This window comes from Paraburkholderia sp. CNPSo 3274, from assembly GCF_024206475.1.
Lineage (GTDB): Bacteria > Pseudomonadota > Gammaproteobacteria > Burkholderiales > Burkholderiaceae > Paraburkholderia.
On sequence record NZ_JAMBPR010000041.1, the window covers coordinates 31,437 to 51,164 of the forward strand.

The 19,728-nt window shown below is 64.8% G+C and carries 15 protein-coding genes and 1 tRNA gene; 8 read left to right on the forward strand and 8 right to left on the reverse strand.

Translation table 11 applies throughout. From position 1 onward, the window contains the following. The first annotated feature begins 90 nt into the window (after window positions 1–90). From glnL to M3I54_RS25965, 3 genes are all read left to right on the forward strand, one after another. A complete protein-coding gene (glnL, locus tag M3I54_RS25955; RefSeq protein WP_254341201.1) occupies window positions 91–1,233 on the forward strand; it encodes a nitrogen regulation protein NR(II) in 1,143 nt (380 codons plus the stop codon). Window positions 1,234–1,299: 66 nt separating this feature from the next. After that, window positions 1,300–2,874 (forward strand): nitrogen regulation protein NR(I), encoded by a 1,575-nt coding sequence (ntrC, locus tag M3I54_RS25960; RefSeq protein WP_254341203.1) that lies wholly within the window; start codon window positions 1,300–1,302, stop codon window positions 2,872–2,874. Between the two features lie 117 nt (window positions 2,875–2,991). After that, the gene (locus tag M3I54_RS25965) at window positions 2,992–5,085 is read left to right on the forward strand and encodes a prolyl oligopeptidase family protein (protein ID WP_254341204.1); all 2,094 of its coding nucleotides are present in this window, start codon (window positions 2,992–2,994) and stop codon (window positions 5,083–5,085) included. Window positions 5,086–5,094: 9 nt separating this feature from the next. Here the strand turns inward: M3I54_RS25965 and xth are convergent, their stop codons facing one another. Both xth and M3I54_RS25975 read right to left on the reverse strand, forming a co-directional pair. Further along, window positions 5,095–5,880: an exodeoxyribonuclease III gene (xth, locus tag M3I54_RS25970; RefSeq protein ID WP_254341206.1), complete on the reverse strand. Its 786-nt coding sequence runs from the start codon at window positions 5,878–5,880 to the stop codon at window positions 5,095–5,097. A gap of 83 nt (window positions 5,881–5,963) precedes the next feature. Further along, window positions 5,964–6,692: an SDR family oxidoreductase gene (locus M3I54_RS25975; protein ID WP_254341209.1), complete on the reverse strand. Its 729-nt coding sequence runs from the start codon at window positions 6,690–6,692 to the stop codon at window positions 5,964–5,966. Window positions 6,693–6,792: 100 nt separating this feature from the next. Between M3I54_RS25975 and M3I54_RS25980 the strand changes: the two genes are divergently transcribed. Further along, window positions 6,793–7,413: a 2-hydroxychromene-2-carboxylate isomerase gene (locus M3I54_RS25980; RefSeq protein ID WP_254341211.1), complete on the forward strand. Its 621-nt coding sequence runs from the start codon at window positions 6,793–6,795 to the stop codon at window positions 7,411–7,413. Between the two features lie 64 nt (window positions 7,414–7,477). On the opposite strand, the gene M3I54_RS25985 is transcribed toward M3I54_RS25980, so the two are convergent. Further along, on the reverse strand, window positions 7,478–8,479 hold the full coding sequence (locus M3I54_RS25985; RefSeq protein ID WP_254341213.1) for a nitronate monooxygenase family protein: 1,002 nt from the start codon (window positions 8,477–8,479) through the stop codon (window positions 7,478–7,480). Window positions 8,480–8,667: 188 nt separating this feature from the next. Here M3I54_RS25985 and M3I54_RS25990 point away from each other — a divergent pair, with 188 nt between their 5' ends. After that, window positions 8,668–9,210 (forward strand): PadR family transcriptional regulator, encoded by a 543-nt coding sequence (locus tag M3I54_RS25990; RefSeq protein WP_254341214.1) that lies wholly within the window; start codon window positions 8,668–8,670, stop codon window positions 9,208–9,210. A 138-nt stretch (window positions 9,211–9,348) separates the two neighbouring features. Beyond that, window positions 9,349–9,425: transfer RNA gene (locus M3I54_RS25995), tRNA-Met, on the forward strand. A 117-nt stretch (window positions 9,426–9,542) separates the two neighbouring features. Here the strand turns inward: M3I54_RS25995 and M3I54_RS26000 are convergent. After that, window positions 9,543–10,238, reverse strand: coding sequence for an aspartate/glutamate racemase family protein (locus M3I54_RS26000; RefSeq protein ID WP_254341215.1), 696 nt, complete (start codon window positions 10,236–10,238; stop codon window positions 9,543–9,545). A 164-nt stretch (window positions 10,239–10,402) separates the two neighbouring features. Here M3I54_RS26000 and dinB point away from each other — a divergent pair, with 164 nt between their 5' ends. Together dinB and M3I54_RS26010 are read left to right on the forward strand one after the other, a co-directional pair. Beyond that, window positions 10,403–11,575: a DNA polymerase IV gene (dinB, locus tag M3I54_RS26005; protein ID WP_254341220.1), complete on the forward strand. Its 1,173-nt coding sequence runs from the start codon at window positions 10,403–10,405 to the stop codon at window positions 11,573–11,575. 113 nt (window positions 11,576–11,688) lie between these two features. Continuing rightward, window positions 11,689–12,975: an amidohydrolase family protein gene (locus M3I54_RS26010; RefSeq protein ID WP_254341222.1), complete on the forward strand. Its 1,287-nt coding sequence runs from the start codon at window positions 11,689–11,691 to the stop codon at window positions 12,973–12,975. 83 nt (window positions 12,976–13,058) lie between these two features. Here M3I54_RS26010 and M3I54_RS26015 read toward each other — a convergent pair whose 3' ends face one another. The 4 genes from M3I54_RS26015 to fixL form a co-directional block, all read right to left on the reverse strand. Next, window positions 13,059–15,158 (reverse strand): M3 family metallopeptidase, encoded by a 2,100-nt coding sequence (locus tag M3I54_RS26015; protein ID WP_254341224.1) that lies wholly within the window; start codon window positions 15,156–15,158, stop codon window positions 13,059–13,061. A 248-nt stretch (window positions 15,159–15,406) separates the two neighbouring features. Further along, window positions 15,407–16,261 carry a bifunctional methylenetetrahydrofolate dehydrogenase/methenyltetrahydrofolate cyclohydrolase FolD gene (gene folD, locus M3I54_RS26020; RefSeq protein WP_254341225.1) on the reverse strand — a complete coding sequence of 285 codons (855 nt, stop codon included), beginning with the start codon at window positions 16,259–16,261 and terminating at the stop codon, window positions 15,407–15,409. Window positions 16,262–16,485: 224 nt separating this feature from the next. Further along, window positions 16,486–17,133 (reverse strand): oxygen response regulator transcription factor FixJ, encoded by a 648-nt coding sequence (gene fixJ / locus M3I54_RS26025; RefSeq protein ID WP_254341226.1) that lies wholly within the window; start codon window positions 17,131–17,133, stop codon window positions 16,486–16,488. Continuing rightward, window positions 17,130–19,643 (reverse strand): oxygen sensor histidine kinase FixL, encoded by a 2,514-nt coding sequence (fixL, locus tag M3I54_RS26030; RefSeq protein WP_254341230.1) that lies wholly within the window; start codon window positions 19,641–19,643, stop codon window positions 17,130–17,132. The genes fixJ and fixL overlap by 4 nt, the downstream gene beginning before the upstream one ends. Window positions 19,644–19,728: the final 85 nt, after the last annotated feature.

Sequence of the window (19,728 nt, forward strand, 5' to 3'; positions counted from 1 at the left end):
GGCGTATTGACCCGCTTGTTGACCAGCGTAGTGACCAGAATTAACGACCAGGACCGTTGCTGGTGCGCCGTGTGGCGGCCGGCCTGAAACATGGTGCTCAAGAATCTGATCAAGGCAAGAAAGGGCCACGCCGAACCGCTCTCCGACGACGCGCCGCTCGTCGAGTCGGGCCTGTTGCCCGGCTTCGAGGCGTTGCCCACTGTCGTGCTCGTGCTCGACAAGCGCACACTGCGTGTCGCCTTCGCGAATCCTTCTGCGGAGGCGATGCTCGATCTCTCGCGCCGTCAGCTCGCGCAGATGGCGTGGTCCGATCTCTTCTCGAATGCGGACGAGCTGCTTTCGACGATTGCGTCGATCGCCGAGCATCGCTTTCACGCGACGCGGCTCGACGCTTCGCTGGAACGCCCCGGACGCGAACCGCTGAACGTACATGTGGTCGTGGGTTTTCTCGAAAGCGCGCCCGATTACGTGCTGCTCGAACTCTTCGAGAACGAGCGGCACCTGCGCAGCGACCGAGAGGAGCGCATTCACGACCTCACGGCGGTGAACAAGCATCTGATCCGCAATCTCGCGCACGAGATCAAGAACCCGCTCGGCGGTATTCGCGGCGCGGCGCAGTTGCTCGAATTCGAACTCGGCGCGCTGGAGCGCGACGAACTGCGCGAGTACACGCAGGTGATCATCAAGGAGTCGGACCGCCTGCAGACGCTCGTCGACCGGCTGCTGGAGCCGCACCGGCATCCGCATATCGTCGGCGACGTGAATATTCACGAAGTGTGCGAGCGCGTGCGCGCCGTGATCCTCGCGGAATTCCCGCGCGGCCTCACCATCGAGCGCGACTACGACGTGAGCGTGCCCGACCTGCGCGGCGACAAGGAGCAATTGATCCAGGCACTGCTGAACATCGTGCGCAACGCGGCGCAGGCGCTGCGCGAACGCATTTCGCAGGGCGACGCGCGCATTGAATTGCGCACGCGCATTGCGCGCAAGGTCACGATTTCCAAACGATTATGCAAGCTGGCATTGGACTTGCATATCACTGACAACGGACCCGGCATTCCCGAGGATATTCGCGACCGCATCTTCTATCCGCTCGTCTCCGGGCGCGAGGATGGCAGCGGTCTCGGCCTCACGCTCGCGCAGACGTTCGTCCAGCAGCACGACGGACTGATCGAAGTGGATAGCCGGCCGGGCCACACCGAGTTTCAGATATTGCTGCCGCTTGATAGTTGAATCGATAGCTAAACCTGAATTTAGATTTACCGATACCGCACGCCACCAGGACTTCTGACCGATCTTATGAAGCCGATCTGGATAGTAGACGACGACCAATCGATACGCTGGGTGCTCGAAAAGGCCCTTGCCCGCGAGAACTTCGCCACCCGCAGCTTTTCGAACGTGCGCGAAGCCGCGAGCGCGCTCGATCACGACAGCCCGCAGGTGCTCGTCTCCGACATCCGCATGCCGGGCGGCTCGGGCCTCGAGCTGCTGCAAACCGTGCGTGAGCGCGTGCCGGGGTTGCCCGTCATCATCATGACGGCGTTCTCCGACCTTGACAGCGCGGTCGCCGCGTTTCAGGGCGGCGCGTTCGAGTATCTCGCCAAGCCGTTCGATGTCGACAAGGCCGTCGAGCTGATTCGCCGCGCCGTGGACGAAAGCATGCGTGGCGAGCAGCAGTGGGACGAGCGTCCCGCCGAAGCGCCCGAGATGCTCGGTCAGGCGTCGGCCATGCAGGACATGTTCCGCGCCATCGGGCGGCTTTCGCATTCGGCGGCGACCGTGCTCATCACCGGCGAGTCTGGCACCGGAAAGGAGCTTGTCGCGCGCGCTTTGCACCGACATAGCCCACGCGCGAACGGGCCGTTCATCGCGCTGAACACTGCGGCGATCCCGAAGGATCTTCTGGAATCCGAACTGTTCGGCCACGAACGCGGCGCGTTTACCGGCGCGCAGGCCATGCGCCAGGGCCGCTTCGAGCAGGCCGAGAACGGCACGCTGTTCCTCGACGAAATCGGCGACATGCCGTTCGACCTGCAAACGCGTCTCTTGCGTGTGCTCTCTGATGGGCAGTTCTACCGCGTGGGCGGGCACAACCCGCTGCGTGCGAACGTGCGCGTGATCGCCGCGACGCACCAGAACCTCGAAACGCGCGTGCGCCAGGGGCTGTTCCGCGAGGACTTGTATCACCGGCTCAACGTGATTCGCCTGCGTTTGCCTGCGCTGCGCGAGCGCAGCGAGGACATTCCGCTGCTCGCGCGCCACTTCCTCCAGAAAAGCGCGCGCGAGCTGGGCGTGGAGCCCAAGCGCGTGTCGGACGAGGCGCTTGCGTGGATGTCGTCGCTGCCGTTTCCGGGCAATGTGCGCCAGCTCGAGAATCTCGCGAACTGGCTCACCGTGATGGCGCCCGCGCAGACGATCGAGATCAAGGATCTGCCACCTGACCTCGTGCCTGCGCACGGCTCGGCGGGAGCGGCGGTGCATCTCGCTGAGGCTTCGGCCGCTTCCGAAGCGGGCGCGGGGACCAATGGCGCAGGCGGCATATCGCCGGTTGCGGGTGCCGTGGCGGGCGCGGGCTTGCTCGGCGGCGTCTCGGGCGGCGTGGTGTTCGGGACGCCGGCGTTCGGCGCGTCCAACGGCACCGCTGCCGCTGTCTCGCCGCTGAGCGTGTGGGAGAGCGGTCTGCGCACGGAAGTCGCGCGTCTCTTGCGCGAAAACAGCGCCGACGTCATGGACGAACTCTCGCGCCGCTTCGAAGCCGCCGTGATCCGCGAGGCGCTCGACTTCACGCGCGGGCGCAAGGTCGAGGCGGCCGAGCGTCTTGGCATCGGCCGCAACACCATCACGCGCAAGATCCAGGAACTCAATCTGGAATGAGTGTGTATTAGCATGTGGCATCGGGCCGGCCTCGCGCAACGCGAGCCGGCCCGGCGCGCAGTGCACCGGCGCGCACACAGGGCATAATCGACGCTGTTTTCCTGTCGACGACCGATCATGCCTGTGACTTCTCCCTGGCCCACCGAGGCCGATCCGTTCCTTTCGCTCGAATCGCTCGACGACCCCGCCGTCATGGCCTGGGTCGAATCGCAGAACACGCGCACGCGCGCCGCGTGGCAGGGGGGTGCGCGTTTCGAGGCGCTCGAAAAGCGCCTCGCACAGGCCTATTTGCCGCGCGAGCGGCCCGTGATTCCGAGCCGCTGGCAGGAGTGGGCCTACGACCTCTGGGAGGACGAGGACAATCCCAAGGGCCTGTGGCGCCGCGCGCTCTGGGCCGACTGGCGCGCCCACAAGCCGCAGTGGCAAACGCTCATCGACTTCGACGCGCTCGGCGCGAAAGAGGGCATGCCATGGGTGTGCGCGGGCATCGACATCCTCTATCCGGACGGCGACCGCGCGCTGATCCAGCTTTCCGATGGCGGCTCCGACGCGGTCATCGTGCGCGAATTCGACATTGTGAAGCGCGCGTTCGTCGACGATGGTTTCGCCATTGTGAAGGAAGGCAAGCACATCATTTCGTGGATCGATCGCGATACCGTGTACCTGGGATGGGACGCGGGCGGCAAGAGTGGCAAGAAGATGCTCACGCGCTCCGGCTATCCGCGCGAGGTGCGCCGCTGGACGCGCGGCACCGCGCTCGCCGACGCGCCCGTGGTGTTCAGCGGCGAATTCGACGACATCAGCGTGGAGGGCGACTACGATCCGGTCGAGAAGCGCCACGGCCTGGTGCGCAGCGTCGACTTCTTCGATTCATACACCTATCGTCTCGATGAGCGCGGCGACTGGCAGGTGTATGACCTGCCTACGCATGTCTCGGTGGGCGCGTGGCATGGCTGGCTGCTGCTCGAGCCGCGGCTCGACTGGGCCGTTTCGGGCGTAACGTACAAGGGCGGTGCGTTGCTCGTGATCCGCGAAGATGCTTTCCTCACGGGTGATCGCGCGTTCACGACGCTCTTCACGCCCACGCCCGTTACGTCGGCGTGCGACTGGACCAATACGCAAAACGTCTTGATCGTCTCCTGGCTCGACGATGTGGAGAGCCGCACGATGCTCTGGCTGCCGCAGCAGGAAGATGGCGCGTGGCGCTGGGAGTCGCGGGTGTTTCCCACGCGTGCGAGTTCACAGGTGGATGTCTCGCCCATCGAAGACACGCTCAACGACGAGGTATTCGTCGACGTCGACGATTACCTTCTGCCGCCCGAATACTGGCTCGCCGATCTCGCGCAAACCGATCTCCAGCAGTGGGAATTGCTCGACCGCTGGCCCACGCAGTTCGATTCCGGCCCGCTCACGGTCATCCGCTCGCACGCGCGCTCGGCGGATGGTACGAGCGTACCGTTCACCGTGATCGGCCCGAAGGCCGTACTCGAAGGCGAGTCACGCAAGGCGTCGCCGTGCCTGCTCACGGGCTATGGCGGCTTCGCAATCGCGCTCACGCCGCAATATCTCGTGGGCTCGGGCATCGGCTGGCTGGAGCAGGGCGGCGTGGTGGCGATCGCGCACATTCGCGGCGGCGGCGAGTACGGCACCGCCTGGCACGTCGAGGCGCAGCGCGAGCATCGTCAGCGCTCGTTCGATGACTTCATCGCGGTGGCCGAACAGTTGATCGCCGATGGCTATACGAGCGCCGTGCAGCTGGGCATCAAGGGTGGCAGCAACGGCGGGCTGCTCGTGGGCGCGTGCATGGTGCAGCGTCCCGAGCTGTTTGGCGCCGTGGTGTGCGAGGTGCCGTTGCTCGACATGCAGCGCTACCCGGTGCTGCATGCGGGTGCGTCATGGATAGACGAATATGGCGATCCTGAGGATGCCGAAGAATCGCGCGCGCTTGCCGCCTATTCGCCTTACCACCATGTGAAGCCAGGTGTTGTGTATCCGCCGTCGCTGTTCACGACTTCGACGAGCGACGACCGCGTGCATCCCTCGCACGCGCGCAAGATGGTCGCGCGCATGGAGCAGCAGGGGCACGCGAATGTCTGGTATCTGGAGAACACGGAAGGCGGTCACGGCCCCGGCAGCGATTCGCTCGAGCGCGCGGAGTATGACGCGCTCGTTTATCGCTTTCTGTGGACCACGCTCGCGGGGAACTGGTAAGGCGCGCGTTCAGCCCGCAATATCGAGCGTGGCGATCACCGGCGTGTGATCGGACGGCTGTTCCCACTTGCGTGGGACCTTGTCCACTTCGCACGCGGTGAGGTGCCCGGCAAGCGCGGGCGCGAGCAGGATATGGTCGATGCGCAAGCCCGCGTTGCGGCGAAACGCGAACATGCGATAGTCCCACCACGTGAAGAGTTTTTCGGGCTGCTCGAACTGGCGGAACGCATCGACGAAACCGAGTTCAATCAGGCGGCGAAACTGCGCGCGCTCCTCGGGCGAGACGAGGTTCTGGCCTTCCCAGGCCTTCGGATCGTGCACGTCGCGGTCTTCGGGCGCGATGTTGTAGTCGCCGAGCAGCGCGAGCTTCGGGTAGCGCTGCATCTCCTGCGCGAGCCAGTCATGCATGGCGTCGAGCCATTGCAGCTTGTACGCGAACTTCTCGGTGCCGGGCGCCTGGCCGTTCGGGAAATACGCGCTCACCACACGCACGTCACCGATGGTCGTGGCGATCACGCGCTGCTGCGGATCTTCGAAGCCCGGAATGTTGCGCACGACCGTGGCTTCGTCGACGAAGAGGCCTTCGCGCACGAGGATGCCCACGCCGTTATAGGTCTTCTGGCCGGCGAACCAGCTGCGATAGCCGTGTGCCTCGAGATCGGCGCGCGGGAACTTGTCGTCGGTGAGCTTGAGCTCCTGGAGGCAGAGCACGTCGGTCTTGCTCTCGTTGAGCCAGTCGATGACGTGCTGCAGACGGACCTTGAGGGAGTTGACGTTCCACGTTGCGATTTTCATGTGAGGCTCGATAGGGTGACGGTGTGCTTTTGGTGCACTTCGGCGCCATTATCGCCTGCTTCGCAACGCGGGCAACAGTTGCCTCACCATTGCTCCAGCCACGGCCGCAGATCGAGTTCGTGCGTCCAGGCATCGCGCGGCTGCTGGTGCAGTGTCCAGTAGGCGTCGGCAATGTGCTCGGGGTTCAGAATGCCGTCGCGTTCCTTGAGCTTGTAGCGCTCGGGAAAATTCTCGCGGATGAACTCGGTGTCGATCGCGCCATCGACGATGATCTGCCCGACGTGAATGCCCTGCGGCCCGAGTTCGCGCGCCATCGACTGGGCGAGTGCGCGCAGCGCCTGCTTCGCGCCCGCGAACGCCGCGAAGCCCTCGCGCCCGCGCAGGCTCGCGGTCGCACCCGTGAAAAAGATCGAACCGCGCTCGCGCGGCAGCATGACCTTTGCGGCTTCGCGGCCCATCAGAAACCCGGCGAAGCAGGCCATTTCCCAGACCTTGTGATAGACCCGCGCCGTGGTTTCGGTAATGCCGAAGCGCACGTTCGCGCCGATATTGAAGATCGCCACCTCGATGGGCGCGATGCGCTTTTCGATGTCGGAGAAGAGCGCGATCATGTCCTCTTCCTTGCGCGCGTCCGAGCCGAAGGCGTGTGCTTCGCCGCCCTCGGCTTCGATCTGCGCGACGAGCGGCGCGAGCTTGTCGGCATTGCGGCGTGTCACGCATGCAATGTAGCCCTCGCGTGCGAAGCGGCGCGCGATGGCGCCTCCGGTGGCGTCGCCTGCGCCGATTACCAGTACGGCCTTCTTTTGCGTCATGGTGCTTGTCTCGCTGTCGATAATTGCGGCCCGGTTTCAGGTATCTTAGGATGTCGGCGCGCCCGGGCAAAGGTGCGCGAATTCACATAGGGGAGACACGATGGGTGACATCAAGGTGCAGTTTCTGTTCGACTTCGGCAGTCCTAACGCTTACCTGTGCCACAAGGTGATCGGCGGCATCGAAGCGCGCCGGCAGGTGCGTTTCGAGTATGTGCCGATCCTGCTTGGCGGCCTGTTCAAGCTGAGCGGCAATCGCTCGCCGGGCGAGGCGTTCGCGAGCATCGAGAACAAGCGCAAATTCATGATGCTGGAGATGCGGCGCTTCATCGAGCGGCATGGGCTGACGGCTTATCGGCCCAATCCGCACTTCCCGGTGAACACGTTGCAGATCATGCGCGGCGCGATTGCGGCGCAGCGCAACGGCACGTTCGCGCGCTACGTGGACCGCATGTTCGCGCACATGTGGGAAGAGGGCCTCAAGATGGACGACGCTGCGGTGATCCGCGCTGCGCTGGAGGCGGACGGCCTCGACGCCACGGCGTTCGAAACGGCGATTCAGGACGCCGATGTGAAAGCCGCGCTGCTTGCGAACACGCAGTCGGCGTTCGAGCGCGGCGCGTTCGGTTCGCCGACGTTCTTCGTCGGCGAGGAAATGTACTTCGGCAAGGATCAGTTGCGCGATGTCGAAGAGGAAATCGCGCGCGTGAAGTCGCGCGCATAAGTCGCGGCGGTTCATGACGAGGCGAGGCGGACGCGGCATGATCGCTCCCGCCTCGCGCCGCGCATCAAAGCGCGGCTTGTTCCACCGTTTGTTCCTCGGCTTGCGGCGCAGCGACCACGCCCAGACGCACGCGCGCCGCCACGTATTCGCGCTTCAAACGCGCGATGAGTTCAGCTGCCGGCACGACGCTCTTCACCGCGCCAATGCCCTGGCCCGAGCCCCAGATGTCCTTCCACGGCTTCACGCGCGTCGAGCCGAAATTCATTGCCGACGGATCCGACAGCGGCAGCGCCTCTGGATCGAGGCCGCTCGCCACGATGCTCTGGCGCAGATAGTTGCCGTGCACGCCCGTGAAGAGATTCGAGTACACGATATCGCCGGCGCCGCCTTCGACGATCATTTGCTTGTACGCGTCGACGGCGTTCGCTTCATGCGTGGCGATGAACGCCGAGCCGATATAGGCGAGATCGGCGCCCGCCGCCTGCGCCGCGAGAATCGCGTTGCCATTGCCGATCGCGCCCGAAAGCAGCAGGGGGCCGTCGAACCATTCGCGAATCTCGTGGATGAGGGCGAACGGCGAGAGCGTACCCGCATGGCCGCCGGCACCGGCGGCAACGGCGATCAGGCCGTCCGCGCCTTTCTCGATGGCCTTCTTCGCGAAGGTGTTGTTGATGACGTCGTGCAGCACGATGCCGCCCCATGCGTGGATCGCGTGGTTGACTTCTTCGCGTGCGCCGAGCGACGTGATGACGATCGGTACCTTGTACTGGGCGCACACGCCAAGGTCGTGCTCGAGGCGGTCGTTCGACTTGTGCACGATCTGGTTGACAGCGAAGGGCGCCGCCGGGGCGTCCGGATGCTTCGCGTTGTACTCGGCGAGTTCGGTGGTAATGCGGTCGAGCCATTCACCCAGCACGTGCTCTGGCCGCGCATTGAGCGCGGGGAACGAGCCGACGACGCCCGCCTTGCACTGGGCGATCACGAGATCGGGATTCGAAATGATGAAGAGGGGCGAGCCGACGACCGGAATCGACAGGCCGCGGCGCAGCACGGCGGGCAGGGACATCCATATCTCCTTGACTGGGGCGGCGGCCGGGTGCGGCTGCCGTCGCGTGATTCGATGCGCCGGCGTGCAAGCCGGCTGGCAAGCTCAAACATAGCAAAGTCGTCGAAACTATGCAACCAGTTGCATAGTGGGAAAATTCGGTCCGCAACAGATCCGGCATTGGGTGGGGCGTAGTTTAGAATCGCCGCATGTCGACGCCGCATGCCATCCTCATCGCCTTGCTGGAAAAGCCTTCGTCGGGCTACGACCTCGCGCGCCGCTTCGATCGCGCGATCGGCTACTTCTGGCACGCCACGCATCAGCAGATCTATCGCGAGTTGGGCCGCATGGTCGAGGCGGGGTGGGTGTCGGTCATCGAGGACGAGACGGCCGCCGCGTCGCGCAAGAAGGTGTATTGCGTGTTGCCGGTAGGGCGAGATGAGGTGGCGCGCTGGGTGCGCGAGACAGCGCTCGACCTCGACTCGCGCAACGTGTTTCTGCTCAAGCTGCGGGCCGATGCCGTGATCGGGCCGCTTGGCCTCGCTGAGGAACTCGCGCGGCTCATCGAAGAAAATCGCGCGCGGCTCGCGACATATCGGGAGATCGAGGAGCGCGATTTTGGCGCGGCTTTGCTCACGCGCGGGCAGCAGTTGCAGTACGCGATCCTCAAGGCGGGCATTCATACGCAAGAGATGTGGCTGGTCTGGGCGGAAGAGGTGCGGCCGCTGGTGGAACCCGCGCGGGCGCGGTGAAATTTTCCAGGTTATCCGAAGTAATTTTCGTGTCGCGATTGCCTGCGCGACGGTGTTCGAACGCGTGATGTTTCAATCGTTTGAAAAAGACACTTGACGGAGCGGCCTCCGCACCTTATACTTCTTTTCTCTGACGGACGCGGGGTGGAGCAGTCTGGCAGCTCGTCGGGCTCATAACCCGAAGGTCGTAGGTTCAAATCCTACCCCCGCAACCAAACGTCTTAAGTAGTAGGCCTTGTGCCAAACAATTAACCCGCTTTTAGCGGGTTTTTTGTTTTCTGCCTCTCGAAGTTACAGCGGAAGCTACAGCGAACGCATCGCTAAGCGCCTGCCTAGCTTCCAATCGCCCAATCCACCGCGGCCTGCGCGTGCAGCGCGGTGGTGTCGAACACCGGCAGTGCCGAATCGTTCTGTCCGATTAGCAGCGTGATTTCCGTGCAGCCGAGAATGACCGCCTGCGCGCCGCGTGCCGCGAGGTCTTCGATCACGCGCTGATACACGCGCCGCGACTCTACATCCACGTTGCCGTGACACAGTTCGTCGTAGATGATCCGGTGCACGTCCGCGCGATCGTATTCGTTCGGCACGATCGCTTCGATGCCGTGTGCCTCGCGCAATCGCCCGACATAGAAGTCCTGTTCCATTGTGTAGCGCGTGCCGAGCAGGGCCGCTCGCGTGAAGCCCGCGGCGCGCAAGGCCTGGCCGGTCGGGTCCGCGATATGCAGGAAGGGGATCGAGATCGTCGCCTCGATCGCCGCGCGCACCCGGTGCATCGTGTTCGTCGCGAGCAGCACGATATCGGCGCCCCCGCGTTCGAGTTGTTGCGCGGCCTCGGCCATCTGCACGCCTAGCGCGTCCCAGTCGCCCGCGCGCTGGAGCGCTTCGACCTGCGCGAAGTCCACGGTCACCATCAGGCTGCGCGCGTTGTGATGGCCGCCCAGACGCGCCTTCGCGTGGCGGTTCAGCAGCCGGTAATACTCGGCCGACGATTCCCAGCTCATCCCCCCAATTACGCCGATCGTTTTCATCGATTCGTTCCTCACTCTCGTGGACTGTTCAGTCCGCACGAGTATAGGCCCGCGCAGCCAGCCGTCCAGAGACGGTCTGGCCGATCCGAAGCGGACGGGAGCAGATAAAGGGCGCGGACACTTTTCTTGAAAATAGCACTGTGTTTTTGTACAGTATCGAGACCGTGAACGCGCCTTCTCCTGACCCCGCGCCGCCGGCTGCGCCCGACCCGGGGCGCTCCGCCGCGGCACTTGCCGCCGCCGCTCGCAAGATCATCCATTGCGATTGCGACTGCTTCTATGCGTCGGTCGAAATGCGTGACGACCCCTCATTGCGCGGCCGTCCGCTCGCGGTGGGCGGACGGCCCGACCAGCGCGGCGTGATTGCCACCTGCAACTACGAGGCGCGGCGCTTCGGCATTCATTCGGCGATGTCGTCGGCGCTCGCCATGCGCAAGTGTCCTGATCTGCTGATCCTGCCCACGGCGATGGAGAAGTACCGCACCGCTTCGCGCGAGATCATGGCGATCTACCGCGACTACACGCCCGACGTCGAACCGCTCTCGCTCGACGAAGCCTATCTCGATGTCACGCGCGCCCCGCGCTGCAAGGGCAGCGCCACGCTGATCGCCGAGGAAATTCGCGCTCGCGTGCGCGAAACCGTGGGCGTGACGGTTTCGGCCGGCGTGGCGCCGAACAAGTTCATCGCCAAGATCGCCTCGGACTGGAACAAGCCTGATGGCCTCTTCGTCGTGCGTCCGCTTGAAGTCGATGCCTTCGTTGCTGCGCTGCCCGTGCGCAAGATTCACGGCGTAGGCAAGGTCACGGCCGCGAAGCTCGAAAATCTCGGGCTCACCACCTGCGCGCAACTGCGCAGGTGGTCGCTGTTCGATCTGCATCGGCATTTCGGCGTGTTCGGCAAGCGGCTCTACGAACTCGCGCGCGGCATGGACGACCGGCCAGTGCGCGCCGATCAGGAGCGCAAGTCGGTGAGCGTCGAGACGACCTACATGAACGATCTGCTCACGCTCGAAGCGTGCAGCGAGGAGCTGAAGCGTCTTGCGGTGCAGCTCGACGCGCGCATCGAACGCGTGGGTTGCGCGCACGCGGTGCGCAAGCTCTTCGTGAAGATCCGCTTCGCCAACTTCCAGCGTACGACGGTCGAGTGCGTGGCCGACGCCACCGATGTGCGCACCCTCCTCCTGATGCTCGAAAAAGGGCTCACGCGGCGCAAGCTGGCGGTGCGTCTGCTCGGCGTGGGCGTGCGGCTCGAAGAGGAGAATCCGGCGTTGCGCGGGCAGTTCGCGCTCTTCGACGACGATCCAGCGGAAGACGATGGTCCGCTCGCGCTCGCGTGACGCCTTCGCGTGGATGCGGGCCACGCTGCTGGCGGCGCGATTCTGGCGCCGATAGAATCGACGCGAGTCGAAACGAAAGTGCCACGCCGCCACGCCAGAACAAGGAGCCGCAGATGGACCTGATCATTCGCCGCGCGATGCTCGCGCATGCGCATCCCGCTGGGTACCCCACGGTGGATATCGGTATCGAGGCGGGGCGCATTACCGCGGTGGAGCCGCATCTCACAACGGCGGCGCGCGAGGAGATCGATGCCGCGGGTGCGCTCGTGAGCGCGCCGTTCGTCGATGCGCATTTCCACATGGACGCCACGCTCTCGTATGGCCTGCCGCGCGTGAACGCGTCGGGCACGCTGCTGGAGGGCATCGCGCTGTGGGGCGAGCTCAAGCCGCATCTCACGCAGGAGGCGCTCGTCGAACGCGCGCTTCAGTACTGCGACTGGGCCGTCGCGCGCGGGCTCCTCGCGATCCGCTCTCATGTCGATGTGTGCGACGCACGGCTGCTCGCGGTCGAAGCGCTGCTCGAAGTGAAGCGCCGTGTCGCGCCATATCTCGATCTCCAGCTCGTGGCGTTTCCGCAGGATGGCGTATTGCGTAGCCCCGGTGCATTCGACAATCTCAAGCGCGCGATCGCGATGGGCGTGGAGGTGGTGGGCGGCATTCCCCACTTCGAGCGCACGATGGCGGAGGGCGCCGAATCGGTGCGGCTGCTTTGCGAGTTCGCCGCCGAAAAGGGCCTGCGCGTGGACATGCATTGCGACGAATCCGACGACCCGCTCTCGCGCCACATCGAAACGCTCGCGGCGCAAACGCATCGGCTGGGCATGCATGGGCGCGTGGCCGGGTCGCATCTCACGTCGATGCATTCGATGGACAACTACTACGTGAGCAAGCTGATACCGCTCATGCGCGAGTCGGGTGTCGCGGCGATTGCGAATCCGCTCATCAATATCACGCTGCAAGGGCGCTCCGATACCTACCCGAAGCGCCGCGGCATGACGCGCGTGCCCGAGTTGATGGCGGCAGGCGTGACGGTGGCGTTCGGCCACGACTGCGTGATGGACCCGTGGTACAGCTTCGGCTCGGGCGACATGCTCGAAGTCGCGCACATGGGTCTGCATGTCGCGCAAATGACGGGCACCGACGCCTCGCGCGCCTGCTTCGACGCGGTGACCGTGAACGCCGCGACGATACTCGGCCTCGAAGGCTACGGCGTGGCGCCCGGTTGCGCGGCGAACCTCGTGGTGCTCGACGCGCGCGATCCCATCGAGGCGATCCGCCTGCGCGCGGCGCGGCTCGCGGTAGTGAGCCGGGGCAGGGTGGTGAGCCGGCAACCCGCGCAGCGCGCGGCGCTTGCGCTCGAAGGGCGGCCGGAAAGCGTCGATTTCAGGCTGCATCGATAACACGCGAGGCAATAAAAAACCGCGCATGGGTTGCACACCCATGCGCGGTTTTCGTTCGGATCGCTTACGAACGAGTCACGTGGTCACTGCTGTGCCGGCGGCTGTTCCATGCCGTTGTGGCGCAGCAGCGCGTCGATGTTCGGCTCGCGGCCGCGGAAGGCCTTGAACGACTCCATCGCCGGGCGGCTGCCGCCCACTTCCAGAATCTCCTTGCGGTAGCGCGTGCCGGTCGCTTCGTCGAGCACGCTCGACTTCGCGGCTTGCGCGGCTTCCTCGAAGGCTGCATAGGCATCGGCGGAAAGCACTTCGGCCCACTTGTAGCTGTAGTAGCCGGCCGCGTAGCCGCCCGCGAAGATGTGGCTGAACGTGTTCGGCCAACGCGAGAACGGCGCCTGCGGAATGACGTGGTAGCGCTCGTTGATTTCGCGCGCCAGGTCGTTCGCACTCTTGCCCTTCGAAGCCTCGAAGTCCACGTGCAGCGCCATGTCGAACATCGAAAATACGATCTGGCGCAGCGTGCCGAGACCGCTCTGGAAGTTCTTCGCGGCGAGCATCTTGTCGAAGAGTTCGCGCGGCAGCGGCCTGGCGGTCTCGACATGCGAGCTCATTTCGCGCACCACGTCCCATTCCCAGCAGAAGTTTTCCATGAACTGCGAGGGCAGTTCGACGGCATCCCACTCCACGCCGTTGATGCCCGACACGCCCAGTTCGTCCACACGCGTGAGCATGTGGTGCAGGCCGTGGCCGAACTCGTGGAAGAGCGTAATGACTTCGTCGTGCGTGAAGCACGCGGGGCGGCCGCCCACCGGCGCCGAGAAGTTGCACGTGAGATACGCGACGGGCGTTTGCACGTCATTGCCTTCGAGCTTGCGGCGCGAGCGGGCGTCGTCCATCCATGCGCCGCCGCGTTTGCCTTCACGTGCATAGAGGTCGAGATAGAACTGCGCGACGAGCGTGCCGTCCGCGTTTTCCACGCGGAAGAAACGCACATCGGGATTCCACACCGGCGCGCTGTCCGGGCGGATGCGCACGCCAAACAGCGTTTCCGTGACCTTGAACAGGCCCTGCAGCACGAAGTCTTCCGGGAAGTACTGCTTCACTTCGTTTTCCGAGAACGAATAGCGCTTCTGGCGCAGACGCTCGGCGGCGTACGCCATGTCCCACGGCTCGATCTGCGTGAGGCCCAGTTCGCTCGCGGCGAATTCGCGCAGCTCTTCCCAGTCCTTTTCGGCGTGCGGGCGCGCGCGTGTGGCGAGGTCTTCGAGGAAGCTCATTACCTGAGCCGGCGTTTCCGCCATCTTCGGCGTGAGCGAGACTTCGGCGAAGTTGTTGTAGCCGAGCATCTTCGCTTCTTCGGCGCGCAGCTTCAGTTGCTCCTCGATGATCGCTGTGTTGTCCCATTCGGCCTTGCCGCTGCCGTAGACGGGGCCAAGCTCGGATGCGCGCGTGACGTAGGCGCGGTACATCGTCTCGCGCAGCGCGCGGTTTTCCGAATACTGCAGCACCGGGAAGTACGAGGGGAAGTGCAGCGTGAACTTCCAGCCTTCCTTGTTCTCGCGCTCGGCAGCTTCGCGGGCGGCGGCGATCACGTCCTCGGGCAGGCCCGCGAGATCGGCTTCACTCGTGGCGTAGAACGCATAGCCATTGGTCGCGTCGAGCACATGGTCGGAGAAGGCTTTGGCAAGCGCGGCCTGGCGTTCCTGCAGTTCGGCGAAGCGCGGCTTCTGGTCTTCGGGCAATTCCGCCCCGGAGAGGCGGAAGTCGCGCAGCGAGTTGTCGAGGATCTTCTTGCGCTCGCCCGAGAGCAGCTCGAACGAGTTGTGATTCGTGATGGCCTTGTACTTCTTGAAGAGCTCGAGATTCTGGCCGACGCTCGACCAGAATTCGGTCACGCGCGGCAGGTTCTCGCCGTGGGCGGCGCGCAATTCCGGCGTGTCGGCGACGGCGTTCAGGTGGCCGACCACGCCCCAGGCGCGCGAAAGCGGCTCGCTGGCGCGCTCGACCGGCTCGACCACGTCGCTCCATTGCGCGGGCGTCATGGGTTGCGCGGCGCGCTCGACTGCGGCCTTCGCGTTCGCGAGCAGGACGTCGAGCGCGGGCGTCACATGCTCGGGGCGGATTTCGCCAAAGCGCGGCAGTCCGGTGAAGTCGAGGAGCGGATTGTCGGAGGGGGTAGTAGCCATGATGCTTCCTGTTCCTGTCTGTCGCGGGTTAGGGGACCGGGGCGCGGCATGCGCGCGAACCCGATAGCCAGAGTATTGGGGCGCCAAGCGCGCTTTCCAACCGGGTTATCCGAGCAAATTAACAGATGTCGGGGGGCGGTGGCGCAATCGCGGCTGCCGTCGTTCAAGCGGGCGGCGCCGCAAAAAGAAAGCGGCCCGTGATGGGCCGCTTCGGGAACGTCATGGCGTGACGCGTCGTCGCCTGTTGCTTACTCGCCTGCCGCGCGCTCCGCCGCTTCGATCGTGTTCACGAGGAGCATCGTGATGGTCATCGGGCCGACGCCGCCCGGCACCGGCGTGATGAAGCCGGCCACGTCCTTCAGGCCCGCGAAATCGACGTCACCGCAGAGCTTGCCGTGATCGTCGCGGTTCATGCCGACGTCGATCACGGTAGCGCCGGGCTTCACCATGTCGGCGGTCAGCACGTTGCGCTTGCCCACTGCGGCGACGACGATATCGGCGTCGCGCGTGTGCTTCGCGAGGTCGCGCGTTTTGCTGTGGCAGACCGTGACCGTCACACCCTTTTCGAGCAGCAGGAGCGCCATCGGCTTGCCGACGATGTTCGAGCGGCCGATCACCACGGCGTTCGCGCCTTCGAGCGGGATCTTGTATTCCTCGAACATCTTCATCACGCCATAGGGCGTGCAGGGGCGAAAGAGCGGCTGGCCCGTCATGAGCGCGCCCGCGTTGGCGACGTGAAAGCCGTCCACGTCCTTCTCGGGCGCGATGGCCTCGATCACCTTGTGGCTGTCGATGTGCTTCGGCAGCGGCAACTGCACGAGAATGCCGTTGATCTTCGGATCGCGGTTCAACTCGTCGATGCGCTTGAGCAGGTCGGCTTCGGAAAGCGATGCGGCATAGCGGTCGTACGACGAGTAGAGGCCGTTGTCTTCGCAGGCCTTGATCTTGTTGCGCACGTAGACTTCGCTCGCCGGATTGTCGCCGACCAGCACGACGGCGAGGCCCGGCTGATGACCGCGGGCGGTGAGGGCGGCGGCGCGCGTGGCGACTTGCGCGCGCAGTTTCTTGGAGAGGGCGTTGCCGTCGATGATAGTGGCAGTCATGGTCGGTCGGGGTCGAGAGTGGGCAATGCGGGCTCGAGTGCGCTCGTGCGGGCGCGAGCGCTGGCGCGCGTGGGGCGGGCGCCATTCGAAGGGCGACATTATACCCGCGCGGCGGGCATGCTCCGGCCTGAACGGACGATGGGCGAGGGAAGAGAGTCGCGGCGAGACGCCGCCGGCAGCATTCGCGCGCCGTGGCGCGCGAATGCTGCCGGAGAAAGACGCGCTTACTGCTGCGCCTGTTGCGGCTTGTTGGAGAGCGCGAGACGCAGCAGGTCGGCGACCGTGTTGACGTTGAGCTTCTCCATGATGTTGGCGCGGTGCGCCTCCACCGTCTTGATGCTGATCCCGAGGTCGTCGGCGATCTGCTTGTTCAGGCGGCCCGCGATGATGCGCTCGAGCACCTGGTGCTCGCGCGCCGTGAGCTTGCCCAGACGTTCGGCGGCGGCGCGCTGTTGCTGCACGCTGCTGCTTTCGTTGCGCGCCTTGTCGAGCATGCGTTCCACCAGCTTGCGCAGCTCGGCTTCGTCGAAGGGCTTCTCGATGAAGTCCATCGCTCCCTTCTTCATGGTCGAGACGGCCATCGGCACGTCGCCGTGGCCCGTCACGAAGATGATCGGCAGCGAGGCGTTTTCCGCGATCAGGCGTTCCTGCAGTTCGAGGCCGCTCATGCCCTGCATGCGCACGTCGAGAATCATGCAGGCGATCTGGCCAGCCTGTTGGGCCGGCTGGTATGCCTCGAGGAACTCCTCCGCGCTATTGAAACACTGGACGCGGTAGCCGTTCGCTTCGAGGAGCCAACGCAGGGAGTCTCGTACGGCCTCGTCGTCATCGACAACAAAGACGGTTTCCTGGGTGGTGACTGGGCTGTTCATGACTCTCCCGTAACGGTTTGTGGAGTCGGTTCGTCGGTGTTCCGCGAGGGGGTATCCGATTCGCCGATGGGCAGACTGCAATGGAACGTTGCGCCGCTGATGTGGCCGTCGGATTCGACGTTGTTGACCACCCAGAGACGCCCGCGGTGCGATTCGATAATGGAGCGGCAGATGTTCAGGCCCATGCCCATGCCGTCCGACTTGGTGCTGTAGAACGGCTCGAAGAGGCGCTCGGCCGTGGCTTCGTCGACGCCGGGGCCCTGATCGACCACGCTGATGCATACGTTGCCGCCTTCACGCTTCACGGTCACACGGATGACCGGGTCGATCGCATTCGGGCGCGCTTCGGCCATGGCTTCCGCCGCGTTCTTCAGCAGATTGACGAGCACCTGTTCGATCAGCACCGGATCGACGTAGATGACGGGCATGCGCGAGCGCATGTCGGTCACGATGCGGATGCGGCGCTTGCGCGCCTCGATCTCGGCGAGGCCCACCGCGTCGGCGACGATGTCGGCCACGCGTGTGGCCTGGCGCTTGGGCTCGGAGCGCTTCACGAACTCGCGGATGCGCTTGATGATCATGCCCGCGCGCACGGCTTGCTGCGCCGTTTTCTCGAGCACGGGCAGCAGGTTGTCGGGCGCGGCGCGGCCCGACTTCACGAGCGCGACGGTGCCAGAGGCGTAGTTGTTGATCGCCGCGAGCGGCTGGTTCAGCTCGTGCGCGAGCGACGAGGCCATTTCGCCCATCGTCATCAGGCGGCTCGTGAACTGGAGCTTCTCGTCCTGCTGGCGGGCCAGTTCCTGCGCCTGCTTGCGCGTGGTGATGTCGGTCGCGATCTGCATCTGCGCGAGGTGGCCGTCCACCCACTGGATGTACTGGCGGCGCACTTCGAACCACTTCTGAATGCTCTCGACGTAGACCTCCTGCGCGTCCGCCGTGCTCTCGGTGAGCGCGGTGGCGGGCAGGCCGGCGAAGGCGTCGACCATGTCGATCGAATCGGAAGACGCGCTCGCCGAATCGAAGCCGCCGCCGCCCGCGAGTTCCAGATGGCCGTCCGGGCGGATGCCGAACAGGTGGCGGTAGTAGCGGTTCGCAAACAACAGTTCGGCTTCGTCGGCGGCGAGCACCGAGACGGCGGCATCGAGGCTTTCGAGCACGGTGGTGAAGCGCTCGTGCGCGGCGGCGAGTTCTTCGCGTGCGCGCTTGGGCTCCGTGATGTCGGTCATCGACGACATCCAGCCAGTCTGCCGGCCCGAGCTGTCGATCAGCGGTGAGACATAGAGCCGCGCGTGGAACTGCGAGCCGTCCTTGCGGCGCACGCGCAGTTCGAACCCCGAGGAGGGCGCCTTGCCGCGCAGCGTCATGTCGAGCTGGCGCTGCATTTCGGGGTAGGCGTCGCGCGGCCAGTAGGGGAACGGTGCGTTCTTGCCCACGAGGTCGCTTTCGTCCCAGCCGGTCATGCGGCAGAACGCCGGGTTCACGTGCGTGATGCGACCGTGCATGTCGAGCACGCGCATGCCGATCAGCACCGAGTTTTCCATCGCGCGGCGGAAGAACGCCTCGGCGTAGAGCGCCTGCTGCGCCTCGAAGCGCTGGCGCGTGTGCTTCCAGAGGCTCCAGAGGCTCCACAGCACGAAGCACGACAGCCCCGCGACCAGCCACACGAGCGTGTTGTTCGTGAAGTTGGTCATCTGCGGATACGAGTACACGCGTACCGAAACGCCCTGGCCAGGCGGGTCGAGCGGCAGGTCGTAATAGACGTCGCGCGGCAGGCGCGGACGCGTCGAGGTGGTGGCGAGCTCGCGGTTGTTCGCGTCGAGAATCGAAATCTTGTACTTGGCCGACAGTTCGGGCGGGATGTCGTGCTTCAGGATGCCTTCGACCGAGAACACGGCCGCGATCGAACCAAGAAATTCCCGATCGCGGTATACCGGCGTTTGCAGCGTGATGTAGCCGTTACCGACGTCGTCGTAAATAAGCGGCGAATACACCTGGCGGCGCGTGGCGCGCGCCTCGGCGAAAGCGGCCTTCACGGCCTCGTCCATTTGCGCGTCGTTGGGCTTCGCAAGGCGCTGGCCGAAAACCGGCATCGCCGTGTTGGGCCAGCGTGGCTCCTCCAGGCTCGTGTACCAGTTGAGATAGAGGATCTCCGGATGGCCCTGCATGATGTCCGTGGTGGACGTCTGGAAATACTGCGGATCGCTGTGGCCCGCGGCGAGGTCGCGGGCAAGCGCCTGTAGCTGCTCCTGCGCGCCTGTCATCGAAAGCCGGATTTGCTGCTGGGCCCACGCCACGTTGCGGTAGAGCGTGTCTTCCTGCTGCTGTTGCTCGCGCCGGTTCAGGCTCCACAAGATCAGGCTCATGACGATCAGAAACACGACGATCGACAGGAGCGGCGTCAGCAAATAGGAATTCGACCACCAGGGTCCGTGGTGCCAGCGAGATGGCGACGACTCGCCGGGCGTTCCGGGCGGCCGCGCCGAGCGTGCGAAAAGCCGTTCGGTCAACATGGCAAGGATTGTAGCGCAGCGTAAGACACGGAAATGCCGCGAAAAAAGCCGTAAATCGCCGATAAACGGGTGCAAACTGGCCGTT